16 protein-coding genes are annotated in these 20,288 nt (G+C 77.1%); 6 read left to right on the forward strand and 10 right to left on the reverse strand.

All coding sequences use genetic code 11. The annotated features are described in order from the left end of the window. Window positions 1–4: 4 nt before the first annotated feature. Entirely contained in the window at window positions 5–3,109 is a 3,105-nt protein-coding gene (locus tag HNR08_RS22665; protein ID WP_146833141.1) for a DEAD/DEAH box helicase, read from the reverse strand. A gap of 137 nt (window positions 3,110–3,246) precedes the next feature. On the opposite strand from HNR08_RS22665, the gene HNR08_RS09545 reads away from it, so the two are divergent. Next, window positions 3,247–3,867 (forward strand): dihydrofolate reductase family protein, encoded by a 621-nt coding sequence (locus tag HNR08_RS09545; protein ID WP_146833138.1) that lies wholly within the window; start codon window positions 3,247–3,249, stop codon window positions 3,865–3,867. Window positions 3,868–3,871: 4 nt separating this feature from the next. Here HNR08_RS09545 and HNR08_RS09550 read toward each other — a convergent pair whose 3' ends face one another. Further along, window positions 3,872–4,588 (reverse strand): hypothetical protein, encoded by a 717-nt coding sequence (locus HNR08_RS09550; protein ID WP_146833135.1) that lies wholly within the window; start codon window positions 4,586–4,588, stop codon window positions 3,872–3,874. A gap of 180 nt (window positions 4,589–4,768) precedes the next feature. Here HNR08_RS09550 and HNR08_RS09555 point away from each other — a divergent pair, with 180 nt between their 5' ends. Together HNR08_RS09555 and HNR08_RS09560 are read left to right on the forward strand one after the other, a co-directional pair. Beyond that, window positions 4,769–4,966, forward strand: a complete 198-nt coding sequence (locus HNR08_RS09555; protein ID WP_146833132.1) for a hypothetical protein — start codon at window positions 4,769–4,771, stop codon at window positions 4,964–4,966. Window positions 4,967–5,031: 65 nt separating this feature from the next. Further along, window positions 5,032–6,129: an Fpg/Nei family DNA glycosylase gene (locus HNR08_RS09560; RefSeq protein WP_146833129.1), complete on the forward strand. Its 1,098-nt coding sequence runs from the start codon at window positions 5,032–5,034 to the stop codon at window positions 6,127–6,129. A gap of 7 nt (window positions 6,130–6,136) precedes the next feature. Here HNR08_RS09560 and HNR08_RS09565 read toward each other — a convergent pair whose 3' ends face one another. From HNR08_RS09565 to HNR08_RS09580, 4 genes are all read right to left on the reverse strand, one after another. After that, window positions 6,137–6,592, reverse strand: coding sequence for a GNAT family N-acetyltransferase (locus tag HNR08_RS09565; RefSeq protein ID WP_146833127.1), 456 nt, complete (start codon window positions 6,590–6,592; stop codon window positions 6,137–6,139). 472 nt (window positions 6,593–7,064) lie between these two features. Further along, the gene (locus HNR08_RS09570) at window positions 7,065–8,891 is read right to left on the reverse strand and encodes an HNH endonuclease signature motif containing protein (RefSeq protein ID WP_146833120.1); all 1,827 of its coding nucleotides are present in this window, start codon (window positions 8,889–8,891) and stop codon (window positions 7,065–7,067) included. Between the two features lie 93 nt (window positions 8,892–8,984). Then, the gene (locus HNR08_RS09575; protein ID WP_146833117.1) at window positions 8,985–9,668 is read right to left on the reverse strand and encodes a DUF1684 domain-containing protein; all 684 of its coding nucleotides are present in this window, start codon (window positions 9,666–9,668) and stop codon (window positions 8,985–8,987) included. Between the two features lie 4 nt (window positions 9,669–9,672). Further along, window positions 9,673–9,942, reverse strand: coding sequence for a hypothetical protein (locus HNR08_RS09580; RefSeq protein WP_146833114.1), 270 nt, complete (start codon window positions 9,940–9,942; stop codon window positions 9,673–9,675). Between the two features lie 60 nt (window positions 9,943–10,002). Here HNR08_RS09580 and HNR08_RS09585 point away from each other — a divergent pair, with 60 nt between their 5' ends. Then, on the forward strand, window positions 10,003–10,947 hold the full coding sequence (locus tag HNR08_RS09585) for an LLM class F420-dependent oxidoreductase (RefSeq protein ID WP_146833112.1): 945 nt from the start codon (window positions 10,003–10,005) through the stop codon (window positions 10,945–10,947). On the opposite strand, the gene HNR08_RS09590 is transcribed toward HNR08_RS09585, so the two are convergent. Beyond that, on the reverse strand, window positions 10,928–12,268 hold the full coding sequence (locus HNR08_RS09590; RefSeq protein ID WP_246802903.1) for a glycosyltransferase 87 family protein: 1,341 nt from the start codon (window positions 12,266–12,268) through the stop codon (window positions 10,928–10,930). The two genes, HNR08_RS09585 and HNR08_RS09590, sit on opposite strands and share 20 nt — an antisense overlap. Window positions 12,269–12,373: 105 nt before the next feature. Here HNR08_RS09590 and HNR08_RS09595 point away from each other — a divergent pair, with 105 nt between their 5' ends. Further along, the gene (locus HNR08_RS09595; protein WP_146833109.1) at window positions 12,374–13,711 is read left to right on the forward strand and encodes a uracil-xanthine permease family protein; all 1,338 of its coding nucleotides are present in this window, start codon (window positions 12,374–12,376) and stop codon (window positions 13,709–13,711) included. Between the two features lie 87 nt (window positions 13,712–13,798). Here HNR08_RS09595 and HNR08_RS09600 read toward each other — a convergent pair whose 3' ends face one another. Both HNR08_RS09600 and HNR08_RS09605 read right to left on the reverse strand, forming a co-directional pair. After that, window positions 13,799–14,476 (reverse strand): LytR C-terminal domain-containing protein, encoded by a 678-nt coding sequence (locus tag HNR08_RS09600; protein WP_146833106.1) that lies wholly within the window; start codon window positions 14,474–14,476, stop codon window positions 13,799–13,801. Next, entirely contained in the window at window positions 14,469–14,774 is a 306-nt protein-coding gene (locus HNR08_RS09605) for a type II toxin-antitoxin system VapB family antitoxin (RefSeq protein ID WP_146833103.1), read from the reverse strand. The genes HNR08_RS09600 and HNR08_RS09605 overlap by 8 nt, the downstream gene beginning before the upstream one ends. A 190-nt stretch (window positions 14,775–14,964) precedes the next feature. Between HNR08_RS09605 and HNR08_RS09610 the strand changes: the two genes are divergently transcribed. Beyond that, window positions 14,965–17,790 (forward strand): bifunctional diguanylate cyclase/phosphodiesterase, encoded by a 2,826-nt coding sequence (locus HNR08_RS09610; RefSeq protein WP_146833100.1) that lies wholly within the window; start codon window positions 14,965–14,967, stop codon window positions 17,788–17,790. Here the strand turns inward: HNR08_RS09610 and HNR08_RS09615 are convergent. Then, on the reverse strand, window positions 17,682–20,156 hold the full coding sequence (locus tag HNR08_RS09615; protein ID WP_183834974.1) for an alkaline phosphatase family protein: 2,475 nt from the start codon (window positions 20,154–20,156) through the stop codon (window positions 17,682–17,684). The two genes, HNR08_RS09610 and HNR08_RS09615, sit on opposite strands and share 109 nt — an antisense overlap. Window positions 20,157–20,288 lie beyond the last annotated feature (132 nt).

A 20,288-nucleotide genomic window follows, 5' to 3' on the forward strand; every position in this document is an offset into this window, starting at 1 on the left:
TCCCTCAGGCCAGGAGGTCACGCACCTCGTCGGCTGTCAGCGCCGACCCGAACAGGTCCCCGTCGTCGATGACGGCGTCCACCAGGGCCGCCTTGCGCGCCTGGAGGGCGACGACCTTCTCCTCGATGGTCCCCGCCGCGATCAGCCGGTACACCATGACGTGCCGGTGCTGGCCGATCCGGTGCGCCCGGTCCACGGCCTGCTGCTCCGCGGCGGGGTTCCACCAGGGGTCCAGCAGGAACACGTAGTCGGCCTCGGTGAGGTTGAGTCCGGTACCGCCGGCTTTGAGGCTCAGCAGGAACACGGGGGCGTCGCCCTCGCGGAAGCCGTCGATCACGTCCGCCCGCCGGGTGGTCGAGCCGTCCAGGTAGGCGAACTCGACCCCGGCGGCGGTCAGGCGCTCGGCGACCAGCGCGAGGTACGACGTGAACTGGCTGAACACCAGCGCCCGGTGCCCCTCCGCGACGACGTCGGCGATCTGCTCCAGCAGCGCGTCGGCCTTCGCGGCGGGGATCCCGGCGAGCCCGGGGTCGATCAGCCGGGGGTCGAGGGCGAGCATCCGGAGCAGCGTGAGCGAGCGGTAGACGATGAACCGCTGCCGGTCCAGGTCGTCGACCAGGCCGAGCACCTTCTGCCGCTCGAGCTGGAGGTACCGGTCGTAGACGGCGCGGTGCTCCGGGGCCAGCTCGACCGCCAGGGTCTGCTCCTGCTTGGCGGGCAGGTCGGCCGCGACCAGGTCCTTGGTGCGCCGGAGCAGGAACGGCCGGATCCGGCGGCGCAGCGTGGCCAGCCGCTCGGCGCGGACACGCTCGCGGTCGGCGGGGACCTCACCGGCGCCCGGGCCGCTGGAGATGCCCGTCGCGGCGCCCTCGATCGGCCGGACGTACCGGTCGCCGAACCGGCGCGCGGACGGCAGCAGGCCCGGGGTGGTCAGGGCGAGCAGGGCGTGCAGCTCGGTGAGCGAGTTCTCCACCGGCGTCCCCGTCACCGCGAGCGTGAACGGCACCGCGAGGTCGCGCGCCGCCTCGTGCCCGCGGGACGCCGCGTTCTTCACCTGCTGCGCCTCGTCGAGCACGAGGCCGGCCCAGCCGACGTCGTCACCGACCGCCCGGTACGCCGCGGCGTCCAGCCGGAGCAGGGCGTAGCTCGTGACGACCACGTCCGCGCCTGCCGCGAGGTCCGCGAGCGGCGTGGGGCCGGCGGCGTCGGTCTGCTCGACCCGGCGCACGACCAGGCCCGGCGTGAACCGCGCCGCCTCGGCGACCCAGTTCGGCACGACCGACGTGGGGGCGACGACGAGGAACGGCCGCCGCGGGCTCCCGTCGGCGCGCTGCTCGGCGGCGTGCTGCACGAGCGCCAGGGTCTGCACCGTCTTGCCGAGGCCCATGTCGTCCGCGAGCACCCCGCCGAGCCCGTGCCGCCAGAGGGCGGCGAGCCACCGGAAGCCCTCGACCTGGTACGGACGCAGGTCGGCGCGCAGCCCGCGGGGGACCGGCACGGGGGCGGGCGCCGCGGCGTCGGCGAGCAGCGCGCGCCACGGCTCGGGGGTCTCGGCCTCGTCCGCGAGGTCGGCGAGGTCCGACCACAGGCTGGTCTGGTGCCGGCTGATCCGCAGGCCCGTCTCCCACTCGGCGAGGTCGCGCGCCTCCGCGATCAGGTCGGCGAGCGGCTCCAGCGCCGGGTGGTCCAGCGACAGGTACGAGCCGTCGACCAGCAGCAGCCGGCGCCGGCCCTTCGCCAGGGCGCTGAACAGCGGCACGAACGGCACGGTCCGGCCGTCGACCGTGACGGTCACGCCCAGGTCGAACCAGTCGTGCTGCTCGCTCGGCTGGGCCGTCACGGCGAGCACCGGGGTGCCCTGCAGCTCCCGGTAGGCAGGCGGGGTGCCGACGGTGTCCACGCGGACCCCGCGGCGCCCGGCGAGCCGGGGGAGCGCGGTGGTGGCGAACTCGGCCGCCTCGACGTCCCGGAGGGTCACGGGGCGGGGGAGCGCGGCGTCTCCCGGGGCGGCGTCCTCCGGCCACCAGGTCGCGGGGAGCAGGCCGCGCGGCAGCAGCGTCCGCGGGTCCGGCGCGGGGGCCGAGCCGCGGTGACCGTCCCACCGCCACGCCAGGTCGAGGACGTGACCCGGGGCGTGGGTGACGGTGAGCACCAGCGTCGGCGGCGCGGGCGGCGGCAGGTCGACGCTGCCGTCCGCGCTCCCGACGTCCAGCCCCGCGCGCAGGGCCGGCAGGTGCTCCCGCAGGAACTCGCCGGCGCCCTCCGCGGGCACGACGACGCCCGCGCCCAGCGCGTCCGCGACCGTCCGGCCGCCGGGGGCGCCGAGCAGCGCGAGGTGGTGCGGGGTCAGCGGCGCGGCGGTCGGGGCGAGCAGCACGTCCCGCGGCCGGGCCAGGTCGGCCACCCACAGGCCGTGCGTCCCGATCGGGTGCGCGTCGCCCACCGGGACCGGCTCGTCGTCCACCGTGAGCCGGGCGGCCAGCCGGATGCCACCGTCGTCCGTCCCGGCGGCGTCGAGCCCGAGGACCGCGCGCCCGGCGAGGCGCACCCGGGCCCCCGCGCCCGAGCCGACCAGCGGGACGCCGAGCCCGCGCGCCTGGTCCAGGAGCTCCCAGAGCACGGGGTTGGCGAAGTCGTCGAGGAACAGCCAGCCCGGGTCGTCGCCGGGCTGCGCGGGCCGGGCCGCGCGGTGCAGCGCGCCGAGCTGGCAGAACCAGCGGTGCTGGTCGTCGTCCAGGTCGAGCCGGGACTGCAGGTGCGGCAGGTTCGACCACGTCGCGCCGCCGCGCGCCCACCCGCGACCGGTGCGGAGGACGGGCCGCGCGGCGAGGCGGTGCTCGCCGCTGCCGCGGACCAGGTCGTCGGCCGCGCGCCGCGCCCCGGCCGTGCGGGAGGTCGGGCCGTTCCACCGGTCACGCGTGCGGGGCGTGAGCTCACGGACCTCGAGCTGCAGCGCCGCGCGGCCGGCGCGCTCGACGCCGCGTGCCTCTCCCGCCCCGCCCCAGGCGAGCAGGCCGTCGACGACCTCGCGCCACGGTGCCGGGGCGGCCGGGCCCGTCGGACTGGCCGGGGCGGCCGGGGCGGCCGGGGTGGCGGGGTCGGCGGGCACCCGGCGATGGTGCCACAGGCCGCCGACACCACCCGGGTCTGGCGCCGGGGCCCTCTCCCGGGGTCTCCTGGTGTCCCGCGGTGCCGTCGCCGACGCCGTCGCCGCCGCAGCCGCCGCCGTCGACCCGGAGGACCGCCATGGGCACGATCGTCTCGACCCTGTTCATCTCGCTCGACGGCGTCGTCGAGATCGACCCCGCCTGGCACTTCCCGTACTTCGACGACCACATGGGCGCCGCGGTCGGGGAGGACTACGAGGGCGCCGACGTCCTCCTGCTGGGCCGGGTCACGTACGACTCGTTCGCCGGCGCCTGGCCGGACCGCGAGGCCGCCGGCGGCGAGGACGCGGAGTTCGCGCGCCGGCTCGGCGACACCCGCAAGGTCGTCGCCACCCGCGGCACCCAGGACCTCGGCTGGCGGAACGCCGAGCGCGTCGAGGGCGACCTCGTCGCGTCGGTCGCGGCGCTCAAGGAGCAGCCGGGCGTCGGCAAGGTGGTGGTCCCCGGTTCGGTGTCCGTCGTCCGGCAGCTGCTCGCCGCGGGGCTGCTCGACGAGCTCCGCCTGCTGGTGCACCCCGTGGCCGCGCGGCGGGGCGAGCGGCTGTTCGACGAGGGCGAGCCGGTGTACCCGTTGCGCCTGCTGCGCTCCGAGGTCTACCCGACGGGCGTCGTCCGCCTGGTCTACGCGCCCGGCGAGCTGCCGGCGGCGCGCGACTACGCGGACGTGACCGACAAGGTGCCGGGCGCCGGCGAGGGCTGAGCCCTCAGCCGGCGTCGCGGACGGCGGCGTCCAGCGCCTCGCGGGCCGCGTCGGCCTCCGCCGTCGCCGCCGACAGCACGTCCACGTCCGCGGGGTCCACCACGGCGTCCCGCGCGGCGACGGCCGGGACGATGGCCGCCTCCACGGCGGCCCGGCCCGGCGTCCCCGGCGCGCGGGCGTCCCGGTCCAGCTCCGCCGCCGCCACCGAGGACGCCAGCGCGTCCCGCGCCGCGGCCCAGCCGTCGGCGACCGCGGCGAGCGTCCAGCTCGCGTAGGCCTCCGCGACCGCTGCCGTCGCCGCCTGCACGGTCGCCGTCAGCCCGACGGCGTCGGACGCCCGGGTCTCGGCGGACCGCGTGCGCTCCGCGCGGCTGCCGGTGCCCTCCGGGTCGGTGTCCAGCGCAGACGCCTCCGCGAGCACGTCGGCGAGCGTCGTGCGGAGCCCCTCGTCCGCGACCTGCCCCTCCGAGCCCAGCAGCACCTGCTCGCCCGCGACCACCACCGCCTCCAGGTCCGTCGCGGCCTGCTCCAGCCCGTCCTCGGCCGCCGCGAGCGCGCGCTGGTCCTGGGCGGCGACGCGCCGGTGCTGCAGGAAGCCCGCGGTCGCCGCGACGGCGAGCACGAGGAGCAGCACCGTGACGGCCGCGGTGCTGCGGCGGCCCCGGTGCGTGGGAGCGGTGGGCGCGGGGGCGGTGGGCGCGGGCGTGTGCGGTGCCGACATGGGTCCTGGGGGGCTTCGGGGGCGGGACGACCACCCCATCCTCTCCCGGCCGGTCGCGGGTCGTGCGGGACGACCGGCCCGACCGGCCACCGACACGTCACCTGATGGTTGCCTGAGCAGCCCCTGTGCCTGGCAGGATGAGCCCATGACCTGCCCGGATGCACGCGAGCGGCGGTCCGCGTGCTGACCGGGACCGCGGACGCGATCCTCGAGCTCCTGCTCCGGGCGGTCGCCGGTGTCATCGACCGGGTCGTCCTCGGGCGCGACCTCGTGTCCGGCCTCGTGCACCAGTGGTCCTGGTCCGCCCTGTGGCCGGTCGTCGCGGTCGTCGCCGCCGCGCTCGCGGTCGGCGCGTGGACCGCCTTCTGGGACGACTGAGCCCCGCCCGCCGCGCACGGCCGGCCCGCGGGGCGGGTGTCCGACCCCGCCCCTAGCCTGGGCGCATGCCCGAGGGTCACACCGTCCACCGCATCGCCCGCCAGTTCGCCCGCGACTTCGTCGGGCACCGCCTGGCCGTCTCCTCGCCGCAGGGGCGGTTCGCCGCCGGCGCCGCCCTGCTCGACGGCCGGGAGCTCCTGACGTCCGCCGCGGTCGGCAAGCAGCTGTTCCTCGGGTTCGCCGGCGGGCACGTGCTGCGGGTGCACCTCGGCCTCTACGGCGCGTGGGACTTCTCCGGCGTGGTCTCGCCCCTGGTCGAGGGCGGCGGCGCCGTCGCGAGCCTCGGCGCTCCCCGGGTCCGGCGGGCCGTCCGCATGGGCGAGGGGGAGCGCGAGGGCGACGTGGGTGCCGAGGTCGAGGACTTCCCGCCCGCCCCGGTCGGCCAGGTCCGGGTGCGGCTCGCCACCGGGTCCACCGTCGCCGACCTGCGCGGTCCCACCGCGTGCGAGGTCCTCGACCCGGCGGCGACCGCGGTCGCGCTCGCGAAGCTCGGGCCGGACCCGGCGGTCGAGGACGACGTGCGGGCCCGGATGGCCGACCCCCGGGCGGTCGCGATGGCCACGGGTGCGGGGCCGGGCCCGGGCGCCGGAGCGGACGCGGGCGCGGGCGCTGCCGCCGCTGCCGCAGCGACCGCCGCCGCCGGTCCGGTCGCGGCCGACGGCGCCGTCGCCGACGCCGTCGCGCCCGGGCCGGGGTCCGCCGCGGACGTCATGGTCCAGCGCCTCACCTCCCGCGGCACGCCGGTCGGGCAGCTGCTCATGGACCAGGCCGTCGTCGCCGGCATCGGGAACATCTACCGGGCGGAGCTGCTCTACCGCGCGCGGCTCGACCCGCACGTCCCCGGCAAGCGGGTGCCGCGCGAGACCGCCCGGGCGCTGTGGGACGACTGGTCCGTCCTGCTCGCGGACGGCATCCGGACCGGCGTGATGATCACCCGGGAGGACCTGGACGAGTCCGGGCGGGCCGCCGCGCTCGCCGACCCCGACGAGAGGCACTGGGTGTACGGCCGCGCCGGCGAGCCGTGCCGGACCTGCGGCACCCCGGTCGTCGTCGAGGAGATGGCCGGCAGGAAGCTCTACTGGTGCCCGACCTGCCAGCGCTGAGCGCGGCTCAGCCGCGGGCCGTGCGCGGCACGCGGGTCATCGGGACGTGCGGGATGCCGTCCTCGTCGTAGTCGGCGCCCGCCCGCTCGAAGCCGAACCGGCCGTACCAGCCCTCGAGGTGCGCCTGGGCATGCAGGTGGATCGTGGCGTCCGGACCGCACAGCTCGATGCCGCGCTCGATCAGCGCGGCCGCCACCCCGCGCCCGCGCGCGGGCCCGGCGGTCGCCACCCGGCCGATCGCCGGCTCCGGTGTCCCCGCGCCCAGCACCCGGATGCATCCGAGGACCTCGCCGTCCTCGTGCGCCCACACCTGCAGCGTGTCCGGGAGCAGGTCGCGGCCGTCGAGGTCCGGGTAGGGGCACGTCTGCTCCACGACGAACACGTCGACCCGCAGGCGCAGCAGCGGGTAGAGCTCGGCGGCGGTGATCGTGTCGGCGGTGCGGGTCTCGATGGTCAACGGCACCGGGACAGCGTAGGTGGCGCACCCGGGTTGGCTGCCGCGCGGGCCGGTGCGCGGCCGGGGGGTGTGGCGCGGGGCGGTGGTCTGACAGGCAGGTGGCGCGACGGGCGGTGAGTCGCGCAGATGGAGCGGTGGGCTGACAGGCAGGTGGGGCGACGGGCGGTGGGTCGGGCAGATGGAGCGGTGGGCTGACAGGCAGGTGGGGCGACGGGGCGGTGCGTCGGCGGGCAGATGGAGCGGTGGGCCGACGGTCGCGGTGGGCCGACGGAGCGGTGGGCCGACGGAGCGGTGGGTAGATGGAGCCGTGGGCATATGGGGCGGTGGGCAGGGCGATCGCGGTCGGCGGATGGAGCGGCGGGCCGGCGCGCGGTGTGGGCGCTGGCCCTCGCCCCCGGTCCGACGCCCCGCATGGCGCCTGCCTGCTCTCGCCCGGGTGAGCCGGGCTCGATCGTCGCGGCGCGCGGGCGTGGTGGTGTCAGAACGGTGGTTCGGCGTCGTGGGGGACGGTGGTCGTGTCGAGGGAGCGTCCGGTGCCGGGGCGTACGAGGTAGCGGTGGCCGGTGGGGGTGATCCACTCGAACAGGCCGGGTTCGATCTGCCGGAGCCGGAACCCGCCGACGGTCTTGAGCCGGTGGTGGGCGCGGCACAGCGGCCCGAGGTTGCCCGCGTCGGTGCCACCCAGGGGTGTGTCCGGTGGGGCGCCGGGTTGCGGGTGGTAGGCGATGGTGTGGTCCAGGTCCGCGCGCGCCGCGGGCACGGTGCAGCCCGGTGCCGCGCAGGTCTTGTCCCGGACGCGCACGTGCTCGTCGAGTGCTGCCGGTGGTCGGTATCGGCGTCGTCCGACGTCGAGGGTCTGCTCGGTGAGGGGGTCGGTGACGATGCGTTGCCAGTCGCCTCCGGCGGTCAGGGCCCGGGCGGTGACCGCGTCGATGGCCCCGTACCCCTCGAGGTCCCCGGGCTGGTCGTCCAGGCCGAGCAGGGTGGAGGCGGCGATCGTGACCCGCACCTGCGCTCCGGGGCGGCCGCCGCAGGTGCCGCAGCCGGTGGCGGCGCGGTTGCGGTGGGCCCGGGTGGCGAGGCCGCCAGCGTCCGAGGCGGGGGCGGCGGGCACTCGGGTGCCCGCGGTGTCCGCTGGCGGTGTGCCGCCGGCGCCGGGATCGGCAGTCGCGTCGTCAGCCGCACGAGCGGTGGCCGCGGCAGGCGCAGCGGTCGCGGCGGTCGCAGGCGTGGCCGTGCGGAGCGAGACGGGCATCGGGGCGGGGATGGGGGTGACGGTGGCGGTCGGCTCGGGGGCCATCGGGCGCGAGCGCGATGGTCCACCCGGGGTGGTCCACGCCCGGTCGACCGGCACCGGCTTCGGGGCGGGTGGGTGGAGGCGGACCTCGAACGCCGGCCCCTCCACCGCCGGGACGTCCCCCACGATCAGGTCGCGTAGCCCGTCGGCGCGTAGCTGGTCCAAGGTGCGGGGGTCACCGAGGGCGCGGGCGGCGCGGGCGGCGTGGTCCAACACCCCGTCCAACCGGGCCGCGTCCGGCGCGCTCAGGACGCACCACATCGCCGCCATCCCGTCCGGACGCCGCCGCGGGTGCGTCACCCGCCGACCCTGGCGGGCCGTGGCGTGCCGCAGCGCGGCACCCTCGGCGTCCACCAGGGCGATCGCGTGCTCCACCCGCTGCTCGAACTGCGCGTGCGAGCACTGGTCCGCGTCCGGCAGCACCGCATCCTCCACCGCCAACGTGGCCTCATAGGGCAGGTCCCGCGCCCGACGCACCAGAGTGTCCGCCTTACGGGCATCCACATGCCCGGTCGCCAACGCCGCACCGGTCGCCTGCAGCAACCCGTCCAGCAGCACCGCATCGCGCACCACCCGGCTGGCGGTCAGCACCGGCAACCGCAACCGCATCCCCACCTCACCCGCGACCACCCGCTCCCGCCCCACCGGCGCGGCCCCGCGCCCCGGGGTGCGGTCCGGGTCCATCGTGGGGCGCACCACCAGCTCGGCCACCGCGGCGAGCTTGCCGGCGTGGGCGGACGACTCCATCCGGTCCCACGCGGCCACGACCTCGAGCACGACCCCGGCGGGCAGCACCGACAGGTCCAGACCCCGCAACCACGCATCCAGCTCGGGCCCCGGCGGGCACGCCGCGATCGCCTCGATCTGCCGCTGCTGCGCCGTGCGCGCGGCCCCGGCACCCGGGTCCGGCCCGTACTCGGTCAGACACCGACCGTCGTCCCCGTACCGGGGCAGCACCACACCCGCGGCGGGACCGCCGTCGGGGTGTTCGTGCAGGTCAGATGCCATGAACCGACACTACCCACCCCCACCCACACCGCAGCCGGGTCATCCACAACCCGCTTGCCGAACGCCCCCTGTGGAGGACTCGGCGCCCCCGGATCACGCGGGTCCGGCGCCCTCCGGCTCCTCGTCCACGCCGTCGATGACGAGCATCGGGTCGGGTTGCCGCTCGCCGACGGGGACCTCGGCGTCGAGCACGTTCCCGCGCGTCGCGAGCGGGCACGCCCACGCGGGGTCGTACGCGCACGACGGGTTGTACGCGAAGTTGAGGTCGAGCACGAGGCCGCCGTCCGTCGCCCGCCCCAGGTCGGCGCCCTTGACGGTGTCGAGCAGGTACCGCCCACCGCCGTAGGTGCCCTTCCCGGCGGTGCGGTCCTTGACCGGTACGAAGATCCCGCCGCCGTAGGTGCGCAGCGCCCACACGGACAGCGACCCGAGGTCGTCGAGCTCGACCCGGCCCACGCGGTCGAACGGGACGACGCCGTCGGTGCCGGTCGCGACCTCGAGGCGCTGCGCGGACGTGGCCCGCACCCGGACCTCGAACCGGTAGGCGGGGTCGTAGGGGGCGACGTCGAGGCCGGTGAACACGGCTTTCGCGGCGGGCCGCAGGGGCGAGGCGGCGTGCGCGGCGAACAGCTCGTCGCGCCGGGCGACCCACTCGGCGTGCGCGGCGGCGGGGTCGTCGGCGGCGATCCGGCGGACGTCGGCGTAGGTCTGGGCGGTGCGCCGCCGCCAGTCCGCGACCGCGAGGGCGTCGAGGGCCAGGCCGAGCTGCGTCACCATGCGATCACCGTCTCACGACGGGCTCGTCCCCGCGGGTCCGGAGGTCCCGCTGCGCGCCTGGGCGAGCACCCCGCCCAGCGCCTCGCCCAGCGCCTCGCCCCCGCGCGTCCAGCCGCCGCAGGGCCCGCACCTCGCGGACGGCCGTCGCGGCGCAGACGACGCCCACCAGCCAGGCCCAGGGGTGCCCGCGCAGCGCGGCGCCGAGGCAGACCAGCGCGAGCACGGCCCCGCCGAGGACGACGCCGAGGCTGGACCACCGGATGTTGCGCAGCACACCTCGACGGTACCGCCGGGCGCGCGGCGGCACGTCCGGCGACGTGAAAGGCTCGGCGGCATGGACCTGAGGATCTTCACCGAACCGCAGCAGGGCGCCTCCTACGACGACCTCCTCGCCGTCGCGCGCGCCACGGAGGACCTGGGCTTCGACGCCTTCTTCCGCTCGGACCACTACCTGTCGATGGGCGGGGACGGCCTGCCCGGCCCGACCGACGCCTGGACGACCCTGGCGGGCCTGGCCCGCGAGACCAGCCGCATCCGCCTCGGCACCCTCGTCACCTCGGCGACGTTCCGGCACCCCGGCGTGCTGGCGATCCAGGTCGCGCAGGTCGACCAGATGTCCGGCGGGCGCGTCGAGCTCGGCCTGGGCGCCGGTTGGTTCGCCCAGGAGCACGCCGCCTACGGCATCCCGTTCCCCGACAAGCGGTTCGGGCCGCTGACCGAGCAGCTCGAGGTCGTCACCGGCCTGTGGGGCACTCCGGTCGGCGAGCGGTTCTCCTACGCCGGCGAGCACTACACCCTGACCGACAGCCCGGCGCTGCCCAAGCCCGTGCAGCAGTCCCCGCTGGACCCGTCGCGCGCGGGCGTCCCGGTGATCGTCGGCGGCCTCGGCCCGAAGCGGACCCCGGCGCTGGCCGCCCGGTTCGCGTCGGAGTTCAACCTGTCCTTCCCGCCGCTGGACCAGGTCGGCGAGAAGCTGGAGACGGTGCGCGAGGCCTGCCGGGCCATCGGGCGCGACCCGCGGTCGATCACGATGTCGGCCGCGCTGGTGCTGGCCGCCGGCAGGGACGACGCCGAGGTGGATCGCCGCGCCGCCGCGATCGGGCGCGACCCGAAGGAGCTCCGCGAGGTCGGGATCGCCGGGACGCCGACCGCGATCGTGGACCGGCTGGGCTCGCTCGCCGAGCTGGGGCTGAGCCGGGTCTACCTGCAGGTGCTCGACCTGCACGACCTGGACCACCTGGAGCTGGTGGCCTCGGAGGTCATGCCGCAGGTGCGCTGACCGCCGCGGCGGCCCGGGTCCGTCCCGTCCGGACGAGGTCCCGGGCCGCCACCACGGCGAGCACCACGAGCAGGACGTTCCGCAGCACCAGGACGAGCGACGGCACCGCCTGCTGGGTGGTGATGCCGTCGTAGGCGACGGGGAACACCCACTGGGTCAACCCCGCGACGACCAGCACGAGCAGCGCCGGGGTCCGCCAGGAGCGCACGCCGGCGGCGCCGGGCCGGGCGAGCCCGACGACGACCGGTCCGGCCAGCCACCCGACGAACTGCGGCGAGCCGACCTTGTTCGCCAGGATCAGCGTCACCGCGACGAGCAGCGCGCCCCGGGCGAGGAAGCCGGCGGTGTCCAGGCCGTCCCCGGCCCGCAGCCGCACCCACGCCAGCAGGGTCGTCACGGCGGCGACCGCCAGCGGCAGCACCAGGCCGAGGGCGGCGGCGACGCCGGCGGTCCCCGGCCCGGCGATCTCCCAGGTGGTGATCGCGTCGTTGAGCACGACACGCACCGACGACGAGGCGAGCCCCGCGAGCACCCACGGCGTCGCCGCGACCGACTCGACCTGCAGCCCGCGCTCGCCCTGCTCGGTGAGGAACGACGTGAGGTGCCCGAGGCCGCCCCCGGCCGCGACGGCCGCCGCCACGGCGACGCACACGGCCGCCGCGGGCAGCACGAGGTCCCGCCAGGGGCGCCGCAGCACCAGGACGAGCGGCAGCAGCAGCGCGCCCGGCGCGACCTTGATCCAGGCGCCGAGCGTCAGCAGCGCGGACGCGACCGCCGGTCGCCGGAGCGCGAGCGTGAGGGCGACCACGACCACCGGCGCGACCACGGCGTCCAGCCGCCCGATCGCCACCGGCCCGAGCAGCAGCACGAACGCGAGCCACCACCAGGCCCCGAGGGCCGGGTCGTGCCGGGGATCGACCGCGACGACCCCCCGGACGTGCGCACCCCCGCCCCGGCGCGCCCCGCGCAGCAGCACCCCCACGGCCACCGCGTCGAGCGCGGTGACGAGCACCGTCCACCCGGCGGCGTAGGTGAAGGTGTCCACGGCGTCGACCAGCGCGGGCACGACCATCGGCAGCACCGCACCCGCGGGGTACACCCAGTCGCCGTCCAGCACCGGCCACACGCCCTGGTGCAGCCCCTGCCACATCCACCAGCGGTACAGGTCGAGGTCCCAGAACGCGCGGTTCGGGATCAGCACCGTCCCGACGTACCCGATCCAGCCGTGCACCAGCAGGAACGCGGTCCACAGCGCGGCGCGCGAGCGCAGCAGGCGGGCGATGGGGCACCTCCGACGGCGACGGGACCGGGCGGCCCACACCCTACGCGGCGGACCCCCGACCCGGCCGGGACCGCCGAGCCGCTAGCCTGCCCTGCGGCGCGCCCGGACCGGCCGGGCGGGCCGGGCACGAGGAGGCGGTACCGCGTGAGCGCGATCGGGTGGCGGGTGCACGGCGACGGCAGGACCGTCGCCCCGGGGGCGGTCGTCGCCCCGGACGAGCGGCTGTCGTGGCCCCGGACCATCGGGATCGGCATGCAGCACGTCGTCGCCATGTTCGGCGCGACGTTCCTGGTCCCGCTGCTCACCGGGTTCTCGCCGGCGACGACGCTGCTGTTCTCCGCGATCGGCACCGTGACGTTCCTGCTGGTGACGGGCAACAAGCTGCCGTCCTACCTGGGCTCGAGCTTCGCGTTCATCGGCCCGATCGTCGCCGCGACGGCGTCGGGCGGGCAGTCCGCGGCGGTCGGCGGCATCCTCGTGACCGGCCTGCTGCTCGCGGCGATCGGCCTCGTGGTGCACCTGGCCGGCTCGCGCTGGATCGACCTCGTCATGCCGCCGGTCGTCACCGGCACCGTGGTCGCGCTCATCGGCTTCAACCTCGCCCCGACCGCCTGGGGCACGTGCGACGACACCGGCGCGTGCAGCGGCTTCCGCGCCGCCCCGGTGACCGCCCTCGCGACGCTCGCCGCCATCGTGCTGTCCGCCGTGCTGTTCCGGGGCATCCTCGGCCGGCTGTCGATCCTGGTCGGCGTGCTCATCGGCTACGCGGTGGCCTGGGTCCGCGGCGAGGTCGACTTCACCGCCGTCGGAGACGCCGCCTGGTTCGGCCTGCCGCACTTCGTCGCCCCGACGTTCGAGCCGCGGCTGCTCGGCCTGTTCCTGCCGGTCGTGTTCGTGCTGATCGCCGAGAACGTCGGGCACGTGAAGTCCGTCGCGGCGATGACCGGCAAGGACCTCGACCCGCTCACCGGGCGCGCGCTGCTGGCCGACGGCCTGGCGACGACCTTCGCCGGCCTCGGCGGCGGGTCCGGCACCACGACGTACGCCGAGAACATCGGCGTCATGGCGGCGACCAAGGTGTACTCGACGGCGGCCTACTGGGTCGCCGCGGCCACCGCGCTGGTGCTCAGCCTGTCCCCGAAGTTCGGCGAGCTGATCAACACCATCCCGGCGGGCGTGCTCGGCGGGGCGACGACGGTGCTCTACGGCATGATCGGCGTGCTCGGCGCCCGGATCTGGGTGCAGAACAAGGTCGACTTCTCCGACCCGGTGAACCTCACGACCGCGGCCGTCGCCCTGGTGATCGGCATCGCGAACTTCACGTGGACGGCCGGCGACCTCGAGTTCGCGGGCATCGCGCTCGGGACGGCCGCCGCGATCGGCGTCTACCACGTCATGCGCGGCGTGGCCCGGTGGCGCGGCACCAGCCAGGAGCCCGCGTCGCCGGCCTCGGTCCCGGGCGGGGTCGAGCTGGAGCGCTGACCGGCCGCCCGCACGCCGCGGCGCACCGGCGCACCAGCGCCGGGTGTGTCGGTGCGGGGCGTGCGCCGGCGCGAGCCGCGCCGGCCGTCAGCCCTCGGCGGCCGGGGCCTCCGTGGCGGCGTCCGTCGGGGGCGGCGGCGTCGGCCGGGTGATCGGCGTGACCTGGTCCAGGGCGATGCAGCCCTCCGGCACGGCGAACGGCTGGTCCGCGACCAGCACCACGTCGGAGGCGGCGACCAGCGAGTTGTAGGTGGACCCGACGACGACGTCGACGGTCGCGTCCTGCCGGTCGTCGAGCACGAGCTGCGGCGAGTCGAACTGCGCGGCCACCGTGTACGCCGCGGCGACGCCGGACGTGCCGAACTGGATCAGGGCGGTGCCGGTGTACGCCTGGTACCCGCCGTCCTTGGCGTTGGCCTCGCCGGCGACGGTGAACCCGCGGGTGGCCAGCGCGTCCGCGGTGTCGCCCGCGAGGCCCACCCGGTTCGTGCTGTTGTACACGGTCAGCGACACCTCGCCGTAGGGCACCGGCGTCGCGCCCTCGGGCGGGCACGGGGAGTCGGCGACGGCGAGCCCGGTGGGCTCGGGCGAGGAGAACGGCCGGTTGAGGAAGGGCGGCGACCAGCTGCCGGTGTAGACCGCGGCGGCGCCGAACGCGGCGACCCCGAGGCCGCCGAGCAGCACGCCGAAGACGACGGCCTGGCGCTCGCGGGTGTGGCGGCGACGGCGCGCACGGGCGGCGTCGGCGGCGCCCCGGTCAGCCATCGTTCTCGATCACGAGGACGCGCGCGTGCAGGACCGGGCGCTGCTGGAGGGCGGCGCGCACGGCGCGGTGCAGCCCGTCCTCGAGGTACAGCACGCCGCGCCACTGCACGACGTGGGCGAACAGGTCGCCGTAGAACGTGGAGTCCTCGGACAGCAGGTTGTCCAGGTTCAGGGTCCGCTTGGTGGTGACCAGCTCGTCGAGGCGCACCTGGCGGGGCGGCACGTCCGCCCACTGCTTGGGCGTGACGAGGCCGTGGTCGGGATAGGGCCTGCCCTCGCCCACCGACTTGAAGATCACGGACGCGAGTGTAGGTGAGAGCGACCCGGGAGCCGTGCACCGGCTCGCGGGGCGGGACGGACTGGTCCGCCCGGGTGGGTACCGGGTGCGCACCGGGTGGGCGCACCGGGTGAATCTCGGCGCGCGCGGTGGCGGCGGGCCCCCGCGCGTCCGATGGGAGGGGAGCACCGGACACCGGGAGGGGGTGCGCATGCCGCTCGAGGCCCGCCGGCGCGCGCGTGCCCGGATCCGGTTGATCGTCGCGGTCGCGGTGCCCGTCGGGCTGGTGCTGTCCCTCGCAGTGTCGGCGTTCGACGCGCACCAGCACCGGGAGCGCGCCGCGTCCGCCGCGCAGGGCCGGCTCGCGGTCACCGCCGAGGCGCTGGCGGCGCGGATCGACACGCAGACGCGCCTGACCAGCACCGCCGCGTCGATGCTCACCCCGACCACCACGACCACCTGGGCGGACGGGGCGCAGGCCTGGGAGTCGCACCTGCGGGCGTTCGGCGGCTGGGAGGGCGGCGCCCACGCGACGGGCGCCGTCGCCTGGGTCGCCGCGCTGAACGGGCCGGCCGACCCCGGGGGCACCGTCGCGCTGGTGGGGTCGCGCGCCGTGCGGCCCGCCGGGGCCGTCACCGTCGGCCAGGTGGTCCGGTTCGGCCCGCCGTCGCTGGTCGACGCGCTCCACGACGGCGACCCGGTCGACGCCGACGCGGTCGCGGCCGTGTCCGCCGCGCTGACGACGGCCCGGGACACCGGCGAGGTCGTGCTGTCCGCGCCGTACCCGGTGGACCACGCCGCGCGGGCCGACCCCGCGGACGTCGGGCGGATCGCCCGGGCCGGCGCGGGGGCGGCCGGGCAGGAGGCCGCGCTGGTCGCGCCGGTGTACGACGGGCCGACGGCGCCCGACGACCGCCGCGAGCGGCAGCGGCGGCTGCTCGGCTGGACGGTGACGACGTTCCAGGTGGCGCCGCTGCTCGACCTCGTGGCGACCCGGCCGCCGGAGCCGACGCTGGTGCTGGACGGCGGGACGTCCCTCGGGGTGCTCGCCCGGAAGCCGGTGACCGCTGCCTCGATCGCGCTCGCCGAGGACACCCGCTCGCTCGACCTCCCGGTCGCCGGGCGGACGTGGACGCTCGTCGCCGCCCAGCACGACGTGCCGGGCCCGCTCACCTGGTTCCCGCTGGCGGCCGGGGCGGTGCTCACCGCGCTGGTGGTCGGGCTGCTCACGTCGCGGGCGGCGGCGGAGAACCGCGCGGTCGTGCTGGCCGCGGAGCGCACCCGGGCGCTCGCCGACCGCACCCGGGACCTGGAGTCGATCACCCGGAACACCCCCGACGCCATCGCCCGGGTCGACTCCGACGCGCGGCTGCGGTTCGCGAACGAGGCGATGCGCCGCGCCGCCCGCCTGACCGAGGACGACCTCGGCCGCCAGGTCCGCGAGCTCACGGGCCGCTCCCCGGTCATCGACGCCGTGCGCGCCCTCGCGCACCACATGCTCGCGCTCGCGTCCGACCCGGGGGTCGAGCCCGAGCGCGACCCGCGCCGGCTCATCAGCATGTCCGCGCAGACCGACGGCCACTGGTACGAGGTGCGGGCGGTCCCCGAGCGCGGCCCCGCCGGGACCGTGGACTCCGTGCTGGTCGTCGCCCGGGACACCACGCGGTTCCGCGAGGCGCAGGACCGCCTCACGCACGCCGCCACGCACGACCCGCTCACCGGCCTGGCGAACCGGGACGTCGCCCGCGAGCGCGCCGTCGCCGCCCTCGCGACCTCCCGGGAGGGCACCGCGCTGCTGCTGCTCGACCTCGACCGGTTCAAGCTCGTCAACGACTCGTACGGGCACGTCGTCGGCGACCAGCTGCTCCAGCGCGCGGCGCTGCGGGTCGCCGACGGGCTGCCGGACCGCGCCACGGCGGCCCGGCTCGGCGGGGACGAGTTCGTCGTGCTGCTGCCCGACGCGGACCCGGGCACGGCCGACGCGGTCGCGTCGCGGCTGGTCGCCGCCTTCGACGAGCCCTTCGCCCTGCACCACGAGGAGTTCGCCGTCGGGTGCAGCGTCGGCGTCGTGCACGCCGCGCCCGGGGCGATGCCGTGGGACGAGCTGCTCCGGTGCGCCGACGTCGCGATGTACCGGGCGAAGGCGCTCGGCGGCGGCTGCCACCAGTGGTACGAGGACCACGCCGCGGACCGCGCCCGGCAGCGCCTCACCATGGCGGCCGACCTGCGCCGGGCCGTCGAGGAGGGCGAGCTGGACCTCGCCTACCAGGCGGAGGTCGACGTGGTGAGCGGCCGCGTCGAGGGCGTCGAGGCGCTGATGCGCTGGACCAGCCGCTCGCGGGGGCCGGTGTCGCCGGCGGAGTTCATCCCCGTGGCGGAGGAGACCGGCCTGATCTCCGGCCTCGGCGCGTGGGCGCTGGACCGGGCGCTCGGCGAGGTCGTCGCGCACAACCGCAGCACCGGCACGGGCCTGCGGGTCTGGGTGAACGTCTCCCCGCGCCAGTTCGCGCCGCAGCAGGACCGCGCCGACCTGGTGACGCTCGTCGTCGACACGCTGGCCCGGCACGACGCCCCCGCCTCCTGGCTCGGCATCGAGGTCACGGAGGGCGCCCTCGCGGACGACACCCGGGTCGTGCCGATGCTCCGGGCGCTGCGGGAGCTCGGCGTCGGCGTCGCGATCGACGACTTCGGCACCGGCTACTCGTCGCTGTCCCGGCTGCACGACTACCCGGTGACGCTGCTGAAGATCGACCAGTCCTTCGTGCAGGGGCTCGGCGGCTCCGGTCCGGTCGGGCCGCGGGCGGCGGGCGTCGTCGAGGCGGTGGTGGCGCTCGGCCGGTCGCTGGGCGCCGACGTGATCGCGGAGGGCGTGGAGGACGCCGAGCGGTACGCGGCGCTGCGCGGGCTGGGCTGCGACCTCGCGCAGGGCTACCTGTTCGGGCGGCCGTCCGCGTTCGCGGAGGCGGTGGCGGTGGCCGCGCCGGGAGCGGCGCCCGCGCCGGCGCCCGCCCCCGCCAGCGCGTCCGCCGGGCGCTGAGCCGCCGGCTGCAGCAGCAGCATCCAGGTCGCGCACGCCGCCGCCAGCAGCGGCACCGCGAGCCCGATGCCCGTGGCGGGCACGACGATCCCGGAGTCGTTGAGCGCGAACCCGATCCCCAGGGTGACGGCGAGCCCGATGAGGCCCTTCATCAGCATCGGCGCGTCCGTCGCCAGCCGCCGCAGCGGGGCGCCGGCGGACAGCCACGCGTAGGGGCCGCCGTCGGCCGCGCGCACGGCGGACCGCGCGGGGCGGCCGACCAGCAGCACGACGAGCAGCAGGCCGCCGATGGCCAGCAGCGTCTGCTCGCTGCCGAGCAGGATCCGCAGGTTGGTCTCCGCCTTGCGCACCAGCACGGTCCACAGCCCGCCGTCGAGCACGGTCTCGATGAACCGGCCCAGGTGGGTGCGCTCGTCCGCGGGCCGCAGCCAGTCGACCAGCGCGATCCCCACGACGGTGACGGCCCCGGCGGCCAGCACCGCGAGCACCCGGCGCCACGTGAGCCGGACGCCGGCGGTCAGCAGGGCGAGGATCGCGAACCCGGGCACCAGCGCGGGCGGGCCGCCGAAGTCGGCGCCCACCGACGGCAGCCCGTCGATCGCCGTCGCGAGGAGGCCCATGACCGCGACGACCGCGACCGCGGCCCAGCGCCCGCCCCGGCGCAGCAGCGGGTCGGCGAGCGCGACGGTCGTGAGGACCATCGCCGTGGCGAACAGCGCGAACGCCGGGTTCCCGAAGCCGTAGAACCGGCCGGCGACCAGAGCGCCCGGGCCCATCATCGAGTCGAGCGCGAGCCGGGCGCCGGTCGCGACGTCCACCGCGAGCACCAGCGCCGTGATCCCGCCGACCACGCCGAGCGGCCCGAGCAGCCGCCCGCGCCACCACGGCGTCAGCAGGGTGACCGCGACGATCAGCCCGGTGAACAGCGTCACGGCGCCCGCGAGCGCCCAGCCCGGCGACCCGGACCGCCACCACGGCAGCAGGTTCGCGAGGAACGTCGACACCGGCACGGCGGCCACCGCGACGGCCGCGATCCGCAGGCCGTGCAGCACCCGGCGCGGGTGGGCGACCCCCTGGACCCGGCGCGGCCGGAACCGGGCGAGCGCGGTGGACCACCAGGCCCGCACCCGGTGGTTCAGCCCGACCATGACGAGCAGGTACAGGGCCAGGTTCATCCCGACCCAGAGCACGTAGAACCCGCCCACCCGCGGCTTGGCGGCCTGGGCCTGCCGGTTGTCGTCGATGAGCGCGGCGACGCGCTGGCCGGCGGTGGCGTCGTCGGGCGCCGGGCGGATCGCGGACCCCACGAGCGCGCCCGACGGGGCCTGGTCCCGGATCCCGAGGGCGTCCAGCAGCGTCGGCGTGACGTCGGTGGCCTGCAGGTACCCGGGCTGGCGGGTGGACGGCGACCCGATCGTGCCGCCGTCGTAGCCGGGGCCGGTGGCGGCCGCGAGCTGCAGGTGCGCCCGGCGGCTGGAGTCGGCGAGGGAGAACAGCAGGACGGTGGCGTCCCGGTCCGTGGACCGGACGGCGTCGAGGACCGCGCCGACGCGGGCGTCGATGACCTGGACCTGCTCGGCGCGGGTCGGCTCGATGACGACGTCGGTGCCGGACAGGTCGGGCGCGTCGGGCTCGCCGGCGGCCGGGTCCTCCTCCTCGGCGGCCGTGCCGTCCGTCTCGGGGCGCCCGCGGGTCTGGTAGCCGGGGTCCCGCACGGTGCCGGCGTCGACGACGACGAGCCCGGAACCCGCCAGGGCCTCCGCGACCGCGTCCTCCAGGGCGCCGGCTCCCGCGGGCTGGCGCACGTGCTCCCCGACGGGGACGCCGGCCGAGTCGGCCAGCGCGATCGCCGCGCCCGGGCCGATGCCGGTGACCGCGACGCCGGCGCCGGCGAGCGTGTCGCCGAGCAGCCCGAGCCGGGAGTCGTAGCCCGACGCGGCGGTCGCCGACTCGTAGTCCGCCCAGCCGGGCACGGAGCCGTTCGCCAGCGGGTCGCGCAGGGTGCGGCAGGTGCCGTCCGGCACGCGCACGTCGTCCGCGCGGCCGCCCGCGGACACCGCGAGCCACCCGGCGCTCGGGCAGGTGTACGACCACTTGCTGCGCACCACGGTGGACGCGAGCGACGCCGACCGGGACAGCTCCCACAGCGCGGGCGTCGTCAGGGAGCCCAGGTCGTCCCAGCGCAGGCCGGTCGCGCCGACGAGCACGACGGGGTGCTGCTCGGCGGCGGCGTCCTCGGCGGGGGTCGCCGCGCCCGCCGGCGCCGCGGCGGCGATCCAGCCCAGCGCGGCCACCAGCAGCGCGACCAGGGCCCCCGCGGGTCGGCGGAGGGCGGGCGCGGCGGCGACGGGCGTGGACAGGGGCACCGGCCCAGCGTACGGGCGCACTACTCTCGGACGCGTCGTGGCCCGGCGTCCCGACCGGCACGTGCACGCGCGCCGCACAGGGCGCTCACGCCGTCGTCACGTCCGCCCCGCCCTCGTCCCAGGAGGTCCCCC

The organism is Cellulomonas hominis, assembly GCF_014201095.1.
GTDB lineage: Bacteria > Actinomycetota > Actinomycetes > Actinomycetales > Cellulomonadaceae > Cellulomonas > Cellulomonas hominis.

Excerpts from the sequence above, each read along its gene's own strand:
- HNR08_RS09545 (WP_146833138.1), top strand. The coding sequence starts at position 3,247 with ATGGGCACGATCGTCTCGACCCTGTTCATCTCGCTCGACGGCGTCGTC.
- HNR08_RS09550 (WP_146833135.1), bottom strand. The coding sequence starts at position 4,588 with ATGTCGGCACCGCACACGCCCGCGCCCACCGCCCCCGCGCCCACCGCT.
- HNR08_RS09560 (WP_146833129.1), top strand. The coding sequence starts at position 5,032 with ATGCCCGAGGGTCACACCGTCCACCGCATCGCCCGCCAGTTCGCCCGC.
- HNR08_RS09570 (WP_146833120.1), bottom strand. The coding sequence starts at position 8,891 with ATGGCATCTGACCTGCACGAACACCCCGACGGCGGTCCCGCCGCGGGT.
- HNR08_RS09575 (WP_146833117.1), bottom strand. The coding sequence starts at position 9,668 with ATGGTGACGCAGCTCGGCCTGGCCCTCGACGCCCTCGCGGTCGCGGAC.
- HNR08_RS09585 (WP_146833112.1), top strand. The coding sequence starts at position 10,003 with ATGGACCTGAGGATCTTCACCGAACCGCAGCAGGGCGCCTCCTACGAC.
- HNR08_RS09600 (WP_146833106.1), bottom strand. The coding sequence starts at position 14,476 with ATGGCTGACCGGGGCGCCGCCGACGCCGCCCGTGCGCGCCGTCGCCGC.
- HNR08_RS09610 (WP_146833100.1), top strand. The coding sequence starts at position 14,965 with ATGCCGCTCGAGGCCCGCCGGCGCGCGCGTGCCCGGATCCGGTTGATC.